Origin of the sequence: Vibrio crassostreae (genome assembly GCF_041439375.1) — a bacterium.
Classification (GTDB): domain Bacteria; phylum Pseudomonadota; class Gammaproteobacteria; order Enterobacterales; family Vibrionaceae; genus Vibrio; species Vibrio crassostreae_D.
On record NZ_JBGONY010000036.1, the window covers coordinates 14,806 to 34,193 of the forward strand.

The window sequence follows — 19,388 nt, forward strand, 5'->3', positions numbered from 1 at the left end:
GGCTCCTTTTTTATGTTTGAACGATTAGAGATTCAGCTAATCTTGCTGCATCTTTTCCCAAATGGTCGGAGAGCCAATATAGTCTTGAACCGTAGTGATGAATTCTTTGACTAGTTTGGTTTGCTTACGGTGCGGATAGACAGCGTAGATTGCGGTATCAATCTTAGAGATCGGATAATCCGGCAGTAAAGTGACCAAGCCAAGTTCTTTCATTGAGGCATACAGGTTTGATTGATCAAGGAAGCCATAACCTAGACCATCTTTCACACAAGACACCATAGTACGAACATCACTCACCTTATAGTTGCCACGAATCGTTAGGCTCTGGAAGGTATTACCTCCCGGCTCTTCACTAATGCGCAGATGGTCGACCGTCATATCACCATTGGTATAAATCACCGCAGGTAGAGCGAGTAGATCTTGTGGCGTTTTCGGTTCACCGTGCTGCTTCACAAAATCGTTTGACGCGACCAACATGAAATTACTGTCGGCAATCTTCTTCGCAATCAAATTCGATTCAACAAGCTTACTGAAGCGAAACGCGATATCAAACTGCCCTGCAATGATATTGGCGATCTTATCGTCTAGTGAAAGTACGATCTGAACATCTGGGTACTTTCTCATGAACTGAGTGATGATAGGTTGCAAATATTGCTGCCCAAAATAGATCGGTGAAGTAATTCGTAGCACACCTTTGGGTTCAGACTGGTATGAATCTGCAATTCCTTGGATCTGATTGATAGTGTCTTTCAGCACATAGGTTTGTGCGAGAATATCTTCCCCGGCCGACGTCAACGAAAACGAGCGTGTAGAGCGGTTAAGCAGCTGAACACCTAAATCTTGCTCGAGCTTTTTGATCTGTTTAGAGAGTGATGAGTTGTCCATATCGTGCAAGGTTGCCGCTTTGGTAAACGACCCTTGTTGAACCACATCTAAGAACAATAACAACTGATTGGTATTTGGCACTGCGCCTCTCCTGAAATAAAACTCGACTAGCGTTCGTCTTTAGGGGTATCCATCACAACCATAGTCGTAATAGATTGCACCTGAGCACATTCCCCAAGCACATCGGCATGAAACTTCTTATAGCCCGGTAGATCTTTGGTTTCTACCCTTAGCAAGTACTCGTTGGCACCGGTAATGTTGTGGCACTCCACCACCTCTTTTTCCATACTGACATGCTGTTCAAACTCTAGTTGAGCCGCTTTGCTGTGGCTCGATAAACCAATCGAAACGTAAGCAATAAAGCCAACGCCCATCAGGCCATTATCCAGAACTGCACGGTAACCTTGAATGATCCCTTTACGCTCGAGATCTTGTACTCGCCTTAAGGTCGCTGAAGCCGACAAACCAATTCGTTCAGAAAGCTCAATATTGGAGATTCTGCCGTCCAATTTAAGCTCTTGCAATATCCTTTCGTCAAATCTATCCATAAGTACTTATTATTGTGCATTAAGTGATAATTGAGGAAATAAAAGCACATAATTGCCTCACTTTCCACCTACTATGTTTCTCAACACGTGAAAGTCATGACCGGTCAGTCACTTCGTTCATTTTACTGCTGGAGAACCATAATGCCTTTAGAACAACTTAGCGCACTTGCCTTGTTTGCGTTTGTCTCGACCTTCACACCAGGTCCAAATAACATCATGCTCATGACATCAGGAGCAAATGTTGGCTTTGCCCGTACCATTCCACACATGCTTGGCATTGCTTTAGGTTTTGCGGCTATGTTGCTGTTGGTTGGCTTTGGGTTAATGGGGATTTTCAACGCCTATCCGGTAACTCACCAAGTATTGAAATACCTGAGCCTTGCGTACTTGGTGTACCTCGCAATTAAAATAGCCAAGAGTGGAAAAGCGAAAAGCACTGAAGCTTATAAACCGATGACCTTCATTGGCGCGGCAAGTTTTCAATGGGTTAACCCGAAAGGTTGGTCAATGGCACTGACAGCTATTTCTGTTTATAGCAGTGGCAGCTCATGGTGGGAGCTTGCAATCATCGCAGCCATTTTCACGCTAGCCAACTTACCATCTGTGACCTTCTGGACGGCAGCAGGCAAGCAACTACAACACTGGCTAACAACACCAGTCCGCATTAAAAGCTTCAACTACGGTATGGCTGGCTTGCTTCTAGCATCGACCATTCCGATGCTCTAGTCGAATAACTTCTGTATTTTAACGGTTGGTACTCCGGTGCTAACCGTTATTCTCTTTATAAATAACCCACAAGTTCACTAAGCCAACGACCAAACATCGTCTGCCCGCTCGGCGTTAACGTCCAGACAAACGCCGCTACATTGATTACTACGGTTAGCCAATAGATCGCTCTGAAAGGCTGTTTTTGTGTTTTATGACGCAGCTTATCTTGTGCGATCAAAGCGCCTAACCAACCACCAACAACAGAAAAGATGTGCAAGGTTTTCTCTGGCACGCGCCAATTACCATTAATCGCGGCTCGCTTGTCTTTTGCGTACACAAAAAACGTCACCACACCGATAACTAAATACCACGCCAACAGCACTTTAGAGCTTTCCGCAAACAACGCAGATACCGCCACCACAACCAAATAAGTGATAGCGATTTGAATAGATGAAGACAACATCAACTCCTTTGGATAATGAACAACATAGCGTCACCATTCCACATTAAAGACTCACTAAGGCTATTTGAGACGAATGAGTACAAACTTTTTTTGATAGGAAAAACAACCAGCGAGTGAAGTGCCACTAAGCTCACATAAATAAGGCGTAGTTATCACCCCTAGCGACTACTCCTATCTTCTACGCCTATGGCTAACCAACTGTATTTTATGAGCTATTGAACCAATAAAAAAGCGCGTTAACCACCACAATCCGTGATATCGACACTAGGTTTCCTATTTTTACGGATTAAAAATAACTTAATACATAAGCGTCACAAATAGTGGAGCATCGTTAAGCCTAGGATATTCATCTTCGTAAAAAATATGGATATCAAAACGTGAACGAAATAAATACCAATAAACACGAGATTCTACAAAGTGCCTTGAAGATTGCAAAAACAAAGAGCTTCAATATTGCGCAAACAAACAGCTTCAAACGTTCAGCTTTAGCCAAGGCGATATTGCCTATCGTCACCGCGACCTTGGTAGCAGGCTGTGGAAACGACACTAGCAAAACAAACTCTGACAGCAATAGTCTATATAAAGCCGCTGAAAACGAAGTTGTTATTTATTACAAACGTGATGTTGCAGCGGCTCGCGCTTCTGGATCGACCTACGACGGCTGGGGGCTTCACCTTTGGAATGGCGAAGGTTGTACGAGCACTGACTTAGTCGGCATGGGACTAGGTAACAATGGGACTGACTGGGATGTACCTTATGAATTCAAGGGCATCAATGATACCTATGGCGCCTACTACGTGTTGAAAGTCGATCCAGATGCATCCGACCCTCATAAGTGCATCAACTTCATCTTGCATAATGGCGGCGATAAGGCGTTTGGCAGCGCCAACTCGAAAATTGATCTCACCAAACTGAGTCAATCTCAATCTGTATTCGGTTTCCATGGCAGCAGCGCGCTGTACTACGAACCGATTTCAGAACGGCCAGTTAAGATTGATGGCCAGAAGGCACATTGGTTGGACTCAAACACAATCGCTTGGGAAGCAGCAGACGGTGCCGATTCTCTCAAGTTGTTCTACGCACTCGATAACAGCATCACGATAAACGATGATAAGGCGATCGTCGGAGGGCTGGCCGTTGAACTCAAGAAAGATGGCAAGCTATCCTCTGCATTAAAAGAACGTTTCCGTCACCTAGCAAGCCTACCCGCTTTATCAATCGATGTTGACGACAGCACGCTGCGCACCATTTTGAAATCTCAGATCATTGTTGTTGCGTATAATGTGAATGGCGACGTTATCTCTTCTACTGAAGTTCAAAAGCCCGGCGTACTTGATGCTGTATTTGCCAACAAAGAGACGGGTAACGCAATCGGAGAAACACTGGGGGCGATTGTGGAAGGCAGCACGACGACCTTCAAACTTTGGGCTCCTACCGCGCAAGATGTTGAACTCGTCCTCTACAGCGAAGACCGACAAAGTTCAAAAGTGATCCCAATGACGGAAAGCTTGGAAACAGGCATTTGGGCAACGGATTCAATTTCTAACGCCGTGAATAGTTATTACCGTTACCAAGTGAAGGTCTACCACCCAACCACAGGCAATATCGAAACTCGCCTTGTGACCGACCCATACTCACTCGGCTTGTCGAAGAATTCAGCATACTCTCAAGTGATTGACCTTGATGAAGCAGCGCTGATGCCACAAGGTTGGGCTGGGTATAAGCGCCCAACGGTGAAGAAAGACGAAGACCACGTACTGTACGAATCACACCTTCGTGACTTTAGCTTCAGTGATAAGTTAGGTACAGCAAGCTTAAACGGCAAGTACCTAGCGCTAACAGAAGCCGATCGTGAGTCAGTAAAACACTTGAAAGCTCTGAAAGATGCCGGTTTAACTACGCTTCATATCTTACCTGCATTCGATATCGCCACCATCAATGAAGATGACGCGAGCCGCGTGGATATCACCGACACCGTAGGCAAACTCTGTAACGTAAAACCAACGGCGACTTTATGTGGCACCGAAGATGAAAACAAAACCATCGAAACGGTACTCAACAGCTATAACTCTTCAACCGGCGATGCCCAAGCTCTAATGAACGATCTGCGTATGCTAGATAGTTTCAACTGGGGCTACGACCCATTCCACTACACTGTGCCAGAGGGCAGCTACGCGACCGATCCTAATGGTTCTCAACGTATTCTAGAATTCCGTCAAATGGTGAAAGCCACGCACGACATGGATCTCAAGCTGATCATGGACGTGGTATACAACCACACCAATGCGTCTGGTGTGAACGATAAGTCGGTACTGGATAAGATTGTCCCTGGGTACTACCACCGTCTTAATGTGAACACAGGTGGCGTGGAAAACTCGACCTGTTGTGACAACACTGCGACCGAAAACCTAATGATGGGTAAGTTAATGGTCGACTCACTTAAGGTGTGGGCTGACGACTACAAGGTGGATGGTTTCCGTTTTGACTTAATGGGTCACCAACCAAAAGACGTAATGGTAGAAGCTCTTGCTGAAGTTCGTAAAATCGACGAGAACACACTGTTCTACGGTGAAGGGTGGGACTTTGGTGAAGTAGCTAACAATGCACGCTTCGATCAAGCGAACCAAGTAAACATGGCGGGTACAGAGATCGGCACATTCTCAGACCGTTTGCGTGATGCAGTTCGTGGCGGTAGCCCATTTGATGGTGGCGTCGATTCAGAAGGCAACCACCCACTTCGCTTTAACCAAGGCTTTGGTAATGCAGCGATTGCCAACGAAGAAACCAAAGTTGATCAAGATTCGATCAATGGTCGTTTACATAACCAAGACCTTGTTCGTTTGGGTATGGCAGGTAACCTCGCAGAATACGTACTGATTGATTACAAAGGCGATACAAAACTGGGTAAAAACGTTGATTACAACGGTGCTCCAGCTGGTTACACCAAGATGCCTTCAGAGAACATCTCTTACGTTTCAAAACACGATAACCAAACGCTTTGGGATAACAACGCATACAAAATCGCCACTGGTACTAGCTCTGCAGAGCGTGCTCGCATGCAGTCTGTATCGCTCTCTACCGTGATGTTAGGCCAAGGCATACCATTCATCCATATGGGTTCTGAACTGCTACGTTCAAAGTCTATGCAGCGTGATTCTTACGATTCAGGTGACTGGTACAACCGCGTAATGTTTGACGGTACTGATAACAACTGGAACGTTGGATTACCACGTGAAGACAAAGATGGTGCGAACTGGGATCTGATCAAGACTATCATTGCTGACCCAGCGGCTAAACCAGACGAAGACGACATTGAACTGACTAAACAGCAATTCCTAGAGCTATTAAAAATCCGTAGCTCAAGTGAACTGTTCCGCTTAGACACTGCAGACGAAGTCATGAAGCGAGTCGATTTCCGTAACGTTGGCGAAGATCAAGTCGAAGGCTTGATTGTCATGTCTATCGATGATGGTGTGTCTACGGGCAAAGACCTTGACCCTGCAAATGATGCGATTGTGGCAGTTGTAAACTCAACGAATGAAACTCAATCGTTCAAAATCACAGGAGCGACAGGATTTGCGCTTCATGACGTTCAACAAAACTCTGCTGATGATACAGTGAAAGGTGCAAGCTTCGCCGCTGAGACCTTCACAGTCCCTGCACTAACAACAGCTGTATTTGTACAAGCTCAAGGCGATGCACAAGGTGTCGGTCTGCCGGTTGATAACTCTGATAAAGATGTGTCTAGCATCCCACCATACGGCCAAACAACAGTTTACGTTCGAGGCGACATGAATGGCAGGGGCGCAACTGATGCTTGGGCAATGAGCTTTGTAAGTAACGGCGTTTATTCAGTAACAGGTAGCTTGGAAGCGGGTAACTATGGCTTCAAGTTTGCAGATGCTGACTGGAAAACACCTAACTTTGGTTGTGACTCCGTTGAACTTGCTAATGGGTCAATCAACCTAGGTAGTGATGGTAACTGCCAACTAAGCGTAGCAGAAGCTGGCACCTACACCTTCACTCTGAATGCGATTAATGAGCTGGATGACAATGTAGAAAAAGCGGTCGTTTCAGTAACCAAGAATTAAGCCTTAAAACTTACGATTCTAATAAACAGATAATAAAACCAGCGCAAGCTAGCCTTTTGGGAGACCTCAGTCTCCCTTTTTTTGTGCTCAACAAACACCAATCCCAACACGTCCCCTCCTTCCCTGACCTTGATTAACATAAATGTTAAGAGATAAACAAACCGCCTAAGTTCTTGGTTCTTGGTTCTTGGTTCTTGGTTCTTGGTTATTATGTGTAAGCCTGAGATTATTTACATTCAAATATTCTGGTTAACATGAGTATTACTTTTAATTTATTACAATCAATAAAAAAGGCTCCCTACTAGGAGCCCTTCTCTTTATATCAATCAGTATTTACAAACTATTCGACTACTTTTTATTGACGGCTTTTACAAATACTTCTTGCGCGCCTTCAATACCTAGTGCTTTTGCTTCATCTAATAAGCTCAGAGCTTTAGGAATATTGTCTTCAGTTACAGCCGTTTGAATCGCATTGTGATAGTAGGTTTGCGTTTCAGGTTGAATGGTATCGATCTTAGTCGCAGCGGCTGGTTTAGCGTTAGATTCGCTGCTCGATGAACCAATAGAAAAGAAGCTCGCTTTATCGATTGTTACTTCTATCTTACCAACGTTAGCATTTGGAATCGGGATATCTTTCACTTCAGGTAAATAGTTACCACGACCTTCCGCATCTAAACGAGCAGGATGGATCACATCAGTAAAATCACCAATATCAGCTTGATCTGTATAGATAACTAAATAAACTGATTTTGCTGTTGTCGGTGGGTAAAAATCGTTCTCAGCAACGAGACGGTTCCCCAAGTGTAGTCTTGGTTTAGCGTACTCGAAACTCTCTTTACCGTAACGCTCTAGCTCACTACCGTTTTCGTCATAGATAACCGCATTAGGAACAAACGCTGTATCGCCGATAATGCTCGTGATATTAATCGAGTACTCACCGCGATCTGCAGGCAGTTCAATCGCTACTACAGGGCTATTTATTCCTTGATAGTTTAATACTTGGCTATTTGGTGTCACATCAAAAACTGCCGAGCTTGGCAGCTTCATCGGGGCAAATTGAAGACCAGTAATCGAGTTAACTTGTTCAGCCTGTGCCACTTGCACTTGCTCGACTACTTGTGCAGATTGGCAACCGGCCAATGCAACACAGCCACTCAACATCAGAGCTTTAAAATACATAACCCTTCCTTTTTTATTTTTTTAAGAAATTTACTAACTTTAATTACCACAAAGAGAACTATTCACCTAGGGAACGATCAACTTAATCGTACATTCCTTAAAAAAATAGCCGACGCAAGCCGGCTATGAATTAGGACAGTTTAGGATTTTAAGCTAAGTCGCTTACCACCAAGCTTCAACTTGGATACCAACAACGAAGTCGTTGTCTGCGCCTTGACCAGTAACAACACCGTTTTCATCTTTCACTTCACCGAATGAATCGTTTTCTAGATCCATTAGGTAGCTACCGTATACACGGATTTCAGGACGAGCCCAGAAGCTGTCACCCATTGCCCATGCTTGAGCAACAGTAAATTTAGCGCCACCAAAGTCAACGTTGTCTACTTCACCAGCGTTATAGCCAGCTTCGAAGATAGTACGCATTGTGTCGTTCCACTTATACATTGGACGAGCCACGATAGAGTATTGGCTTGAATCATGCTTATCAACACCTAGGTCTGAACCTGCTAGGTATGCAAGTTGGTGACCCATTTCCCAAGATTCGCCTAGGTTCATTACACCCCAGTTAAGAATACGGTAACCAAAACCATCATCTTGAGCACCAGAGCGATCATAGTAAGCACCAGAACCCCAGAAGTTAGCCATTTGAACGCCGTAACCAGCAGTACCTAGCTGAACAACTGTTTGGTTAAAACCATTGCTCATGTTTTGGTGGATAATACCTGTAGCAAGTAGACCATCATCACCATCGTATTTGCCATTCTTGTTTTCAGTACCGAAGTTGTAAACAACACCAAGCTCTAAACTAGCATCTTCCCATAAACCGATATTCGCTAGGCGAGCATCAGCCATGTAACCAGCACCGTTCTCATCTTCGCCATCTTGAATAATTGCTAAAGAAAGTTTTTGGTTACCAACTGAAATATTTTCAATACCACCACCAGTACCTGATGTATTTAGGAAGTAGAAGTCAGTGATGTGAATATCTTTACGTTGGTAGTATGTTTTACCAGCCCAAAGAGTCGCTTCTTCATCGAAAGATAGAACGCCTTTTGCTTTAACCGCAAACTGAGCAACGTTAAAGTCACCGTCTTCCCAACCATTTGCGCCATCAGCACCAGAAGCAATCATTGACTCTAAACGCCAAGTTTGCTCACCAGTTTTTAGTTCTTCAGCCAAGCCAAACTCAGAGTAGTTGTCGTTTTCATTACCTAGACGGCCAATACCATTCTTCATGAATGAAACGTCACCACCATCATTTCCGCTAATACCAGTACCAGCACGCATGTAGCCATTAAAATCTACAGCGAACGCAGAGCCAGCAGCTAATGTAGTTGCCACTGCTGCAGCAATCAAACTTACTTTTTTCATTCTTAACTCCATTAAGGACGATTTATTTTAGGTTTTTATATTTTTGCTCTCTTGCGGCAACCAAAGGCAGTAATGGTAGTCGTAAGATAGAGAGGTTTAGGGTTTCCCCTGATTCGTTTCAACGGGGTCAATATTAAGAGGGGATGACAAGTTTGACTTCCTCCACCCCTAAGTTAATTAAGGGGGACTAGAGGGGAGTAGAAAATATACAGAACGGCGTTTTAAAGAGGTAGATCACTTAATCTAGGAGGAGTAGACAGCACACAGATCTAATTATTCACCTTAAGTGAGATCTACTTCAAATATATAATTTGAACCTAATCGGTAAATTATTTATTTAACAATAATTATTCTGTGAAGTTGCTTGACCTTACTGTGACAAAGCTTTTTACTTATAGTTCACTGATGTTGATAAACGAACAAGAAATCAAGCAATGACTAGAACGCTCGCTCGCCCTTATCCACTAGGCGCAACGCCAGGAAACACTGGCTGTAACTTCTCAATTTATTCTCCTGACTGTAAATCCCTCTCTCTTGCTCTTTTTGACGAGAACGATGAATTCACCACTTATAAGTTGGAAAATGAATACGCTGATATCAGATATGTTTTTATTGATGGTATAAAAGCGGGGCAAAAATACGGCTTCATTGCTGACACTGACAATGGGCCAATCCTACTTTCAGACCCGTATGCCAAAGCAATCAGCGAACCGCTCGATTACGTCACGCCGTATACCAATGAGAAGAGCTTTGCTATGGCGAAATGTGTTGTTATTGATGACACTTTCGATTGGCAAGGCGTAGAAAAACCACGCATTAGCCGCGAAGAGACCGTTCTTTTTGAAACCCATGTAAAAGGCCTATCTCAACTTCATCCTGAAGTAGCGACCAATACTAAAGGACGTTACTTAGGGTTAGTTAGCCCTGAAATGCTTGCGTTCTATAAACAACAAAATATCAATTCTCTACAACTTTTACCTATTGCTGCGTGTATGCATGAACCCCACCTATTGGATATGGGGAAAGTAAACTATTGGGGTTACAACCCATATCTGTTCATGGTGCCAGACCCTCGCTATGCAGAAAAAGACGCGGTTACTGAGCTCAAAACCGCGATTCGTGAACTGCACCGCAATGGTATCGAGGTCATCCTTGACGTCGTATACAACCACACAGCTGAAGGTGGTGAAGGTGGGACAACGTTCAATCTAAAAGCGCTGGATAGCAACTCCTACATCAAACATGGCTGTCATTATGCGAACTTCACAGGCTGCGGTAATACGGTCGATCTAACCCATCAACCTGCACTCAACTTAGTCATGGATACGCTTCGCTACTGGGTGAGTGAATTCCAAGTCGATGGCTTCCGTTTTGATTTAGCAGCCACGCTGGGGCGAGAAGGTGACAACTATAATCCTGAGGCCGCTTTTTTCAAAGCCGTTGCTCAAGATCCTGTACTTAAAGAAACTAAGCTCATCGCTGAACCTTGGGACATCGGCCCGAATGGCTACCAAGTTGGTAATTTCCCGTTAGGTTGGAATGAGTGTAACGACAAGCTCAGAGACATCACACGCAGCTTCTGGCGCGGTGATCAAGGCTACCTGAAAGAGTTTGCGACTCGCTTGATGGGTTCACGTGACATCTATAGCGCAGCACACTGGCCGTACAAATTGACCGTCAACTACATCACTTATCACGATGGTTTCACCATGCAGGATCTTGTTTCTTACAAGCACAAACACAACGAAGAGAATGGTGAAAACAATCGCGATGGACACGGTGACAACCGCTCTGAGAACTATGGTGTTGAAGGCGAAACAGAAAACCTGTTAGTTATCGCCACGCGTGAGAAGCAGAAACGTAACTTCATGGCGAGCCTGCTGTTTGCTTTTGGTATTCCACATATTCTGACGGCAGATGTGTTATCTCATACTCAAAAAGGTAACAACAACGCATACTGCCAAGATGGCGTGACAAGTTGGCTTAACTGGGAAGACTCTGAACGCAAGACATACTTCAAGACTTGGCTATCGGAAATGATTTCTGCTCGTCAGCAATACATGGTGCCATTTATTAAGGCATTCAGTGGCGAAAAGCGTAACTCTAATCGCATCTTCTGGAGCCGTGTCGATGGCACACTCATGGAGCATGATGACTGGAACCGTTTAAGCTCAGTTGCGCTGCATTTAGGCATTGGTAAAAATGGTGACGAGTTGATTTATCTGATCAACCAAACCAACGCACCAGCACGTTTTTCTTTACCTAGTGATCGTGATCAAAACTGGGTGAAGATCTGCGATACTAACCTACGAAATGTAAAACCAGGTCATGCTGAAGGTGAAATGTTATTGTCGCCAACTTCGATGGCGATTTTGCACTATTCACCAGGCAAAACTGAGTTAAGTTAAAAGTTAAGCCAACGTAATAAAACACCGAAAACCATAGAAGCCAGTTATATTTATGACTGGCTTTTTTGTTAGCCTAATATCACAAAACGCATTCATTTATATGGAATCATTTGCATTGATGTGATTACGAAAACTGTTTAGTATGGCCGTACTATAAAAATGAATCTATAACGTCTTTGGATATCATGGCTTTACCTAAAACATTAATTCGGCTTTTTAAACCATACATTATTTTATTAACTGGAGGGATGCTCTATCTAGCTGTGGCTCAGCTTGAAAAAGTAGAAACAGCAGCAACTGAACAATCATCGTCAAACATTCGTATCGCAAGCTCCACTATTCGTTCCAACATCGAAGCGACATTCGGCAAGCTCTATTTTTTAGAAACCAGTCTAGGCCTACCTAAAACGGCTCCAATCGGTGATAAAAAATTCAGAGAATTGAGCGATAATATTCTAAAAAGAACGCCAAACTTCTCCGATATCGTTCGATACCAACCACAATCCCAACAATATATATCAAGTCGTGGATTACCTCTTTCCCATGAACAAATCGATTCCATAAAATGGAACTCAATAGACAGTGTGGTTGAGGATTTCTACATCTCTTCGATTTACCAAAAAGCAGATGGTCGTTGGGTGTTCGCAGTTAAACATACAGCGGAAAGATTGAATGAAGAAATATGGATTGAGTTTGACCTTTTACACACCACACAAGGATTAAGAGACTTAAAAACGCTTAATCACGGCTATGTGTTTGTAGTTGACCGAGCAACAGAACGACTGGTCTTCCACCCAGACCCAAAGCGTATCGGATCTAAATCAGTCAGCTATCACGCAGGTATCAGCCATCAACTCTCACAAGGTGAAACCGTTGGTAAGCACGAATATTACTATCAAGATAACTTCAAAATATCGGTATTTGACGCTGACAACAGCTTGAACTGGGTATTCATCGCAGGCACCGATCGCCATGATATCTTAACCAGCTCACACCAATTTACGTTAACTGGCTTGGTACTTGGTTCACTGCTTCTATTGTGGATTGGCGCAAACTATCTGGCTTATCGTTTGAATGTGTCCTTGTCACAACTGAATAAAGTCGATGACCTTGTAAGCTTTAAGCGAGAGTTAAGATCCATACTGGACAGCTTCACCTACCAAAAAGGCATTCAATTCTGTCTCTATCAGCCTGAGAACCACGCATTCAGTACCATCGACTATCACGGAAACAAGTCAACGGTACATTGTGACAAAGCCCTTGCAGAGCGATTTACACCGGACACCATGGCTTACAGAAGCGGAAAATACGCCGACCCATTAGCGTGTAAACTCAAAATACACCAACGTCATTACTGTATTCCTTTGCACTCTCGTAAGCAGTTGATCGCAGTGTTGTACGTAAACGCAAACTTACCGATCAGCCAGAGTATTCTGCGAATGATCCGGGATTACACTGAGGTCTCTTTGTCGAACTTACTGCTTCAACATCAATTGAGTAGCAAAGATCTGATGACGCAGTTAGACAATAAGAGCAGTTTCAGTATCGCCATCGAAAACTACGCGAGCGAGCCCGATACCTATGTTGCTCTGCTTGATATCGATAACTTCGACCACGTAAACCGTGCCTACGGTGAAGCAGTCGGTGACAAGATGATCAAGCTGACTGCAGAATCGATACGTTATTACTTCCCGAAACCGAAAGGACTTTGCTTGGCGCGTGTTGGAGGAAAGGAGTTCGCGGTATTGTTCAAAGCCAATGATGTGAAAGATGCCAAATTCCAGCTAGACCAGTGCCGAGTCGGAATCGCGGAGAAAACCATCGTCACTCCAGATATCACCTTATCGCTAGGGGTTAGCGTGGGGTACTCACAAATAGAAGGCGAAACAGACTCAGCTTTAGCGCTAGCGGAACAGGCAAAGCTTATCGCGCAACAACTTGGTAAGAACCGAGTGGAAAGCCACATCAGAGCCGTTGCCAAAGCATCTTAAACGCATTCCAACAAGCCTGTAGATTATCACACACGACAAAGCACCTAGGGTTCCAAATTCAAGGTGCTTTTGTTTTTCTAGAAAGTCATTACAATGCGCCTTCGATAAGACAATATCCCCTTTTCTAACGACACGAATCTTATGAAGCTAAGTAACCGACTGCAAACTCTCCACTCCCTTGTCAGCAATGACTACCAGCATATTTGGGACTGTTGCTGTGATCATGGCTTTTTGGGTGTTCAACTGTTGTCGGATAATAAAGCACCTCAGATTCACTTTGTCGATATTGTCCCGTCTCTAATGAGTGAACTTGAAGACAAGCTAGCGCACTACTTTCCACAAGATAATAAAGCTGAACAAACGGTTACCAGTCAATGGCAAGTCTACTGCATGGATGTCGCCGCTATTCCGCTTGAGAAACATACTGGCAAACACCTAGTTATTATTGCAGGCGTCGGTGGCGATCTCACTCAGAAACTCGTCGATGACATTCATCGTCAACACCCAAACAAAGCGATCGATTTCTTGCTTTGTCCGGTGCATCAGCAATTCGAGTTGAGAAGCCATTTAAAGGCGCTCAATTTTGGTCTTATTGATGAAATGTTGCTCGAAGAGAACCGTCGTTACTACGAGGTGTTATTGGTGAGTAATAACCAAGGTGATTCAGAAAATAGCCAAAACATTAGCGAGATATCAAACGTAGGTGACAAGATCTGGACACCAAGTTGTGATGAACAAATGAAGGTATCACAGCAATACAAAGCCAAAACATTGCAGCATTATCTTCGCATTCATCAAGGCCAAGAGCAGCAAGGTAAACCCAGCGAAGTGAAGCACATCATTGATGCATACCAAGCGATTTAGTCCTCACCTGTTCTGCATATAGCATTGATTTTACTACCACTAGATTATAGTAAGTACTAACTTTATCGCTTACCGTTAGTAAAGCCGATTAAATAAAAAAGCCGACAGTTCAATGAACTATCGGCTTTTTTAATGCTATCAATTTGGTTTAAGCTTACTGCTCTTATTTCTTATGAACCGCATCAGGCTCACCAGTCGTTTCAACCTCAGAGGGCGTATCAACACCATAAACTGTATCAAGATAGTCGTCTTTCTCTTTCCACGTATTGTTCAACCAACTGTGGAAGCGACGTTTAAATGCCTTATCTTCAAAGTAGTTACCATTCACGTTCTCATCCATTGCATGCAGTTTAATACGCACGACTACCTTGGTCATTTTGCCTTTCAGCATATCTTCAAATGGAGAAGTCTGGTTTTCCGGATAAGCCAAAGTAACATCGACGATACCATCTAAGATTGGACCCATTGCCGATAGAGCAAACGCCACACCGCCGGTTTTAGGCTTGAGTAAGTGACGATAAGGTGTTTTGACTGTCGCTAGTTTATCATGATTGGCACGAGTCCCTTCAACAAAGTTCACCAAGGTTGTCGGTGCAAGTTTGAACTTAGTACACGCTTTGTTGATTGCATCGAAGTCATCATTACGACGCTCTGGGTTACGCAGCAAAAACTCACGAGAATGGCGTCTCATAAAGGGCATATCTAGCCCCCAACATGCCAACCCAACAAATGGGACGTACAGCAGTTCATGCTTAAGGAAGAACTTAGTCATCGGCATTTTGTCTTTCAAGATAGAAGACAAGATCACGATATCCGCCCAACTCAGATGATTCGACATCATCAAATACCACTGTTTGGTCGAGATATCTTCCCCGCCTTCCACTTGCCACTCGATGTCGTTGTTCACGTTCAACATCCAAAGGTTGAGCGAAGCCCAGCACCAAAATGTGAAGTTAGCTAAACGAGTACACGACTTCTGTACAACAGAGATTGGCAGAATCAGTTTGATGAGGCCAAAGAAACTCACGGTAAACGCAGTCATTGCAGTATTGATGGTCACGAACAGTACGTTCAAGGCCATACGAAGATTATCAAGCATAAAACACGGCTATATTGAGATCGAAAGCCGCCATTATACTCATCTACAAAATATTCTCTTTAGTAATTGGTTGAATATCCGAGGGGTCAAACCACTGTACTGATTTAGCCTATGTCCAAAGACCAGCTCATTGTTCTGAATCAACAAAGTCAGCATCAAAAAACACCAGCAGTGTCATTTAGACTTAAGGTGAATCATGTCCATTTGACACAATTAAGGTTTGTTTTTACTACAAACTAAGTATTGATAAGCATTCTCATTATTGGCATGGTACATGCAACTCCAAAATGTAAATAGTTGAGTATCCTTAATGAGATAACTTCTCTACGTAAAGGTGATGATATGACAGATATTCCTCATGGTTTGGTAGCCGGAAAAGTCTTACATAAAACACAATGGACAGCCCAGCTGTTCTCACTTCAAGTCAGTGCTCCTGTCTCTCCTTATCAGGCAGGTCAGTTCACGAAACTGGGCTTGGTAAATAGTGAGGGTGAGTTCGTAAGACGCGCCTATTCCATGGTAAACGCGCCAGATCACGAACAAGGACATCAACATCTGGAGTTTTTGATTATTAAAGATCAGAACGGTCAGCTTTCACCTCAACTTCATGAGTTGAAGGTAGGCGATGACATCTTTGTCGGTAAAGACCCAAGCGGTTTTATGACCTTAGATGAGATCCCAGAGATCGCCGATGATCTATGGATGCTTTCGACCGGAACCGCGGTTGGGCCTTTTATCTCAATGCTCGAAAGCATGCAGATACAGCAGCAAAACGGCTCTGAATCTGAAAAAGTCACCTCATTCAAAAACCTTGTACTGGTTCATGCCGTAAGAACAAAGCAAGACCTGACTTATCGAAACCGTATCACTCAACTCGTCGATCACTTTCAAGGGAAACTCAAGTATGTGCCAATTATTTCTAGAGAATCAGTCACCGGAACTTTGCGCGGACGAATACCAAGCTTGTTACTTGGAGGCGACCTTGAGCAAGCCGCGTCTGTCGCTTTCAATCAAACCCGCAGTTTCTTCTACCTTTGCGGCAATCCGCAAATGGTTCGCGATACAAGTGAAGCACTAACCAGCTTAGGTTTCGAGAAGCACTTACGCCGAAAGCCTGGCCAATTCAGCAGTGAAAACTACTGGTAATCACAGTCACCAACTCCATCAAAGCTAAAGCTTGTATTTAAAATACAGACAGATAAGAGGTTTTATATGAGTCATTTACGTATTCCGTCACACTGGAAAATTCAACGTTCAACGCCATTTTTCACCAAAGACAACATACCGGCTGCATTACTTAATCACCATAACACCGCAGAAAGCGTATTCGGCCAAATCTGCGTAATGGAAGGGACGGTCACCTTCTATGGTTTTGCTGATGCCGACGCGACAGAACCAGAAAGTGTTATCACGATCCAAGCAGGGCAATTTGCCACAAGTCCACCTCAATATTGGCATCGAGTAGAACTGAGCGACGACGCGCAATTCAACATTAACTTCTGGTCAGAAAAGGAAACTAAGAAGACGCTCAACACTCGTAAAAGCAGATAGAGAGCTCAATCGGCTAACCTTGTGCTGAAATTAGTAATTGTAACTAAATAGAAAAATAACCTTAATAATAACAATGACTAATGATGATAGACAAGATTATAAAACTCTAGCACACTGCACAAAGTTATTTGTTTTACTCCCGTTTCAGATAATGAATATGTGGGGTTCTTTATATTTTAGGTAAGAGAGGAAGCCATGCTCAACATTGCTTTTTTTAGCTCAAAATCATACGACGAAAAATCATTCAACCTTGCGAAAGGCGATCTCAACGCTGAGTTTCATTTCCATGATTTTCGCCTCACTACAACCACGGCAAAAATGGCGCACGACAACGAAGTGGTGTGTGCATTTGTAAACGACGACCTATCGCGAGACGTGTTAGAGATTCTTGCACAAGGCGGCACTAAGCTGATTGCGATGCGCTGTGCGGGCTTCGATAAAGTCGACCTAGACGCAGCCAAAGAGTTTGGCCTGCAAGTGGTGCGCGTTCCGGCTTATTCACCAGAATCAGTAGCAGAACACACGGTTGGCATGATGATGTGTTTGAACCGTAAGCTGCACAAGGCATACCAACGTACTCGTGATGCGAACTTCTCCCTTGAAGGCTTGGTAGGCTTTAACTTCCACGGTAAAACCGTTGGTGTGATTGGTTCAGGTAAGATTGGGCTAGCAACGATGCGAATCCTGAAAGGCTTGGGCATGAACATCCTATGTTACGACCCATACCCAAATCCTTTGGCAAAAGAACTTGGTGCTAAATACGTGGAACTGGATGAGCTTTACCAAGAATCTGACGTGATTTCCTTGCATTGCCCAATGAGTAAAGAGAACTACCACCTATTGGATGCAACGGCATTTGGCAAAATGAAAGATGGCGTGATGATCGTCAATACCAGCCGTGGTGAACTACTGGATTCAACCGCAGCGATCGAAGCGCTGAAACAGAGTAAGATTGGCGCGCTTGGTCTTGATGTGTATGACAACGAGAAAGAGCTGTTCTTCCAAGACAAATCGAATGACGTGATTGTCGATGACGTATTCCGTCGCCTATCTGCTTGTCACAACGTCTTGTTTACAGGTCACCAAGCTTTCTTGACCAAAGATGCTCTGTTCAACATCGCCAATACAACCCTAACCAGTGTTGATGCCTTTTTCACAGGCAACACCAGCGGCAACGAACTGGTTTAACAACAACTTGAGTTAATAGCAGACTGAGTTAAAAACAAACTAGCTCTACAAATACAAAGCCACGCTATTCCTAAGTGAACAGCGTGGCTTTTTCGTTTATGCCAATATCGAAAGCAGAGTTAGATGCAGAAGTGGCAATCCTCGATATCTAACCCATAGGTCCCTTTTCGAATCGCCAGATGCTCTTCCCCTGCCTTCACGCCCATCTCATAACCTGCATCCAAGATGCTTTGATCCATAGTCAGTCGCTTAACCGCGAACGTCTCCGGTGGCGCAATCACCTTGATGGTCGCATCTTTTGGAGGGTTACGAATGAACTCTAAAGACTGGTTGTAGTTTTCAGCACGTACCGCCATCGACTCCGCAATGTTTGGGAATTTCTTTAACAGTTTTTTCAGCATCCACTGATACTTCTGCGGCTTCATTCGGTAGCTAAGTGGGTGAGAAAGAATCACGGTAATATCGCGCGCGCCACGGCGATAGGCTTCACGAACTGGAATCGAATCCGCGACACCACCATCGGTATAACAGCCACCAGAGAAACACGGAGTTTCACGGTAAGCGATTGGTAAAGCCGTTGTTGCTTCAACCACATTAGAAAGATTTTCTGGCTTAATATGATAGTAATCGGCACTGCCTGTATCGACATTAGTCACAGCGGCAATCAGTGGGATACTTGAAAACATCTCACCACAATCCAGTGGATAGCGTTGGTTTGATTCATTCCATAACCATTTCACGTCCACCAAGTTACCCCCCTTGGCAAAACGAGTCGGGTTGAAGAAGGTTTTATCGGTCGCCATCGTGGTAATCACGTTGTAGCTGCGTTTTGGCGCTTGAGATAAGTAACCAACCAAATTGGACACGCCCGCAGATACGCCAATGGCAAAATCATAAGGACGGAAATCGTCTTGCATAAAGGCGTCCAACACTCCGGCAGCGAAGATGCCTCTCATTGCTCCACCTTCAACGATTAATGCGCTGTTACTCATCTCAAACTCTTCTACTTTATAAACTGATGGTCGTAGAATAATTCGATCAC

15 protein-coding genes are annotated in these 19,388 nt (G+C 44.0%); 8 read left to right on the forward strand and 7 right to left on the reverse strand.

Features of this window, described 5'->3' with window-relative positions; genetic code table 11:
• Window positions 1-36: 36 nt before the first annotated feature.
• Window positions 37-966 (reverse strand): LysR family transcriptional regulator, encoded by a 930-nt coding sequence (locus tag ACED45_RS15135; RefSeq protein WP_371714374.1) that lies wholly within the window; start codon window positions 964-966, stop codon window positions 37-39.
• 26 nt (window positions 967-992) lie between these two features.
• On the reverse strand, window positions 993-1,433 hold the full coding sequence (locus tag ACED45_RS15140) for an Lrp/AsnC family transcriptional regulator (protein ID WP_009845852.1): 441 nt from the start codon (window positions 1,431-1,433) through the stop codon (window positions 993-995).
• Between the two features lie 141 nt (window positions 1,434-1,574).
• Between ACED45_RS15140 and ACED45_RS15145 the strand changes: the two genes are divergently transcribed.
• Window positions 1,575-2,159 carry a LysE family translocator gene (locus ACED45_RS15145; protein WP_086714841.1) on the forward strand — a complete coding sequence of 195 codons (585 nt, stop codon included), beginning with the start codon at window positions 1,575-1,577 and terminating at the stop codon, window positions 2,157-2,159.
• Window positions 2,160-2,214: 55 nt separating this feature from the next.
• Here ACED45_RS15145 and ACED45_RS15150 read toward each other — a convergent pair whose 3' ends face one another.
• Complete coding sequence (locus ACED45_RS15150) at window positions 2,215-2,604, reverse strand: DUF1294 domain-containing protein (RefSeq protein WP_371714375.1); 390 nt, start codon at window positions 2,602-2,604, stop codon at window positions 2,215-2,217.
• 377 nt (window positions 2,605-2,981) lie between these two features.
• Here ACED45_RS15150 and pulA point away from each other — a divergent pair, with 377 nt between their 5' ends.
• Window positions 2,982-6,695 (forward strand): pullulanase-type alpha-1,6-glucosidase, encoded by a 3,714-nt coding sequence (pulA, locus tag ACED45_RS15155; RefSeq protein ID WP_371714376.1) that lies wholly within the window; start codon window positions 2,982-2,984, stop codon window positions 6,693-6,695.
• 348 nt (window positions 6,696-7,043) lie between these two features.
• Here pulA and ACED45_RS15160 read toward each other — a convergent pair whose 3' ends face one another.
• Window positions 7,044-7,874: a MalM family protein gene (locus ACED45_RS15160; RefSeq protein ID WP_371714377.1), complete on the reverse strand. Its 831-nt coding sequence runs from the start codon at window positions 7,872-7,874 to the stop codon at window positions 7,044-7,046.
• A 162-nt stretch (window positions 7,875-8,036) separates the two neighbouring features.
• Window positions 8,037-9,245 carry a maltoporin LamB gene (gene lamB / locus ACED45_RS15165; protein WP_048660984.1) on the reverse strand — a complete coding sequence of 403 codons (1,209 nt, stop codon included), beginning with the start codon at window positions 9,243-9,245 and terminating at the stop codon, window positions 8,037-8,039.
• 434 nt (window positions 9,246-9,679) lie between these two features.
• On the opposite strand from lamB, the gene glgX reads away from it, so the two are divergent.
• The 3 genes from glgX (at window position 9,680) to ACED45_RS15180 (ending at window position 14,508) form a co-directional block, all read left to right on the forward strand.
• A complete protein-coding gene (glgX, locus tag ACED45_RS15170; RefSeq protein ID WP_123300506.1) occupies window positions 9,680-11,653 on the forward strand; it encodes a glycogen debranching protein GlgX in 1,974 nt (657 codons plus the stop codon).
• Window positions 11,654-11,901: 248 nt separating this feature from the next.
• Window positions 11,902-13,644, forward strand: a complete 1,743-nt coding sequence (locus ACED45_RS15175) for a sensor domain-containing diguanylate cyclase (protein ID WP_102478806.1) — start codon at window positions 11,902-11,904, stop codon at window positions 13,642-13,644.
• A gap of 141 nt (window positions 13,645-13,785) precedes the next feature.
• Entirely contained in the window at window positions 13,786-14,508 is a 723-nt protein-coding gene (locus ACED45_RS15180) for a tRNA (adenine(22)-N(1))-methyltransferase (protein WP_102478807.1), read from the forward strand.
• Window positions 14,509-14,671: 163 nt separating this feature from the next.
• Here ACED45_RS15180 and ACED45_RS15185 read toward each other — a convergent pair whose 3' ends face one another.
• Window positions 14,672-15,607, reverse strand: coding sequence for an acyltransferase (locus ACED45_RS15185; protein WP_102478808.1), 936 nt, complete (start codon window positions 15,605-15,607; stop codon window positions 14,672-14,674).
• Window positions 15,608-15,949: 342 nt separating this feature from the next.
• On the opposite strand from ACED45_RS15185, the gene ACED45_RS15190 reads away from it, so the two are divergent.
• The 3 genes from ACED45_RS15190 (at window position 15,950) to ACED45_RS15200 (ending at window position 18,346) form a co-directional block, all read left to right on the forward strand.
• Window positions 15,950-16,753 carry a ferredoxin--NADP reductase gene (locus tag ACED45_RS15190; protein ID WP_371714378.1) on the forward strand — a complete coding sequence of 268 codons (804 nt, stop codon included), beginning with the start codon at window positions 15,950-15,952 and terminating at the stop codon, window positions 16,751-16,753.
• Window positions 16,754-16,819: 66 nt separating this feature from the next.
• Window positions 16,820-17,158, forward strand: coding sequence for a DUF1971 domain-containing protein (locus ACED45_RS15195; protein WP_285953859.1), 339 nt, complete (start codon window positions 16,820-16,822; stop codon window positions 17,156-17,158).
• A 195-nt stretch (window positions 17,159-17,353) separates the two neighbouring features.
• Window positions 17,354-18,346 (forward strand): 2-hydroxyacid dehydrogenase, encoded by a 993-nt coding sequence (locus ACED45_RS15200; protein ID WP_371714379.1) that lies wholly within the window; start codon window positions 17,354-17,356, stop codon window positions 18,344-18,346.
• 119 nt (window positions 18,347-18,465) lie between these two features.
• On the opposite strand, the gene ACED45_RS15205 is transcribed toward ACED45_RS15200, so the two are convergent.
• Entirely contained in the window at window positions 18,466-19,338 is an 873-nt protein-coding gene (locus tag ACED45_RS15205; RefSeq protein ID WP_371714380.1) for a patatin-like phospholipase family protein, read from the reverse strand.
• Window positions 19,339-19,388 lie beyond the last annotated feature (50 nt).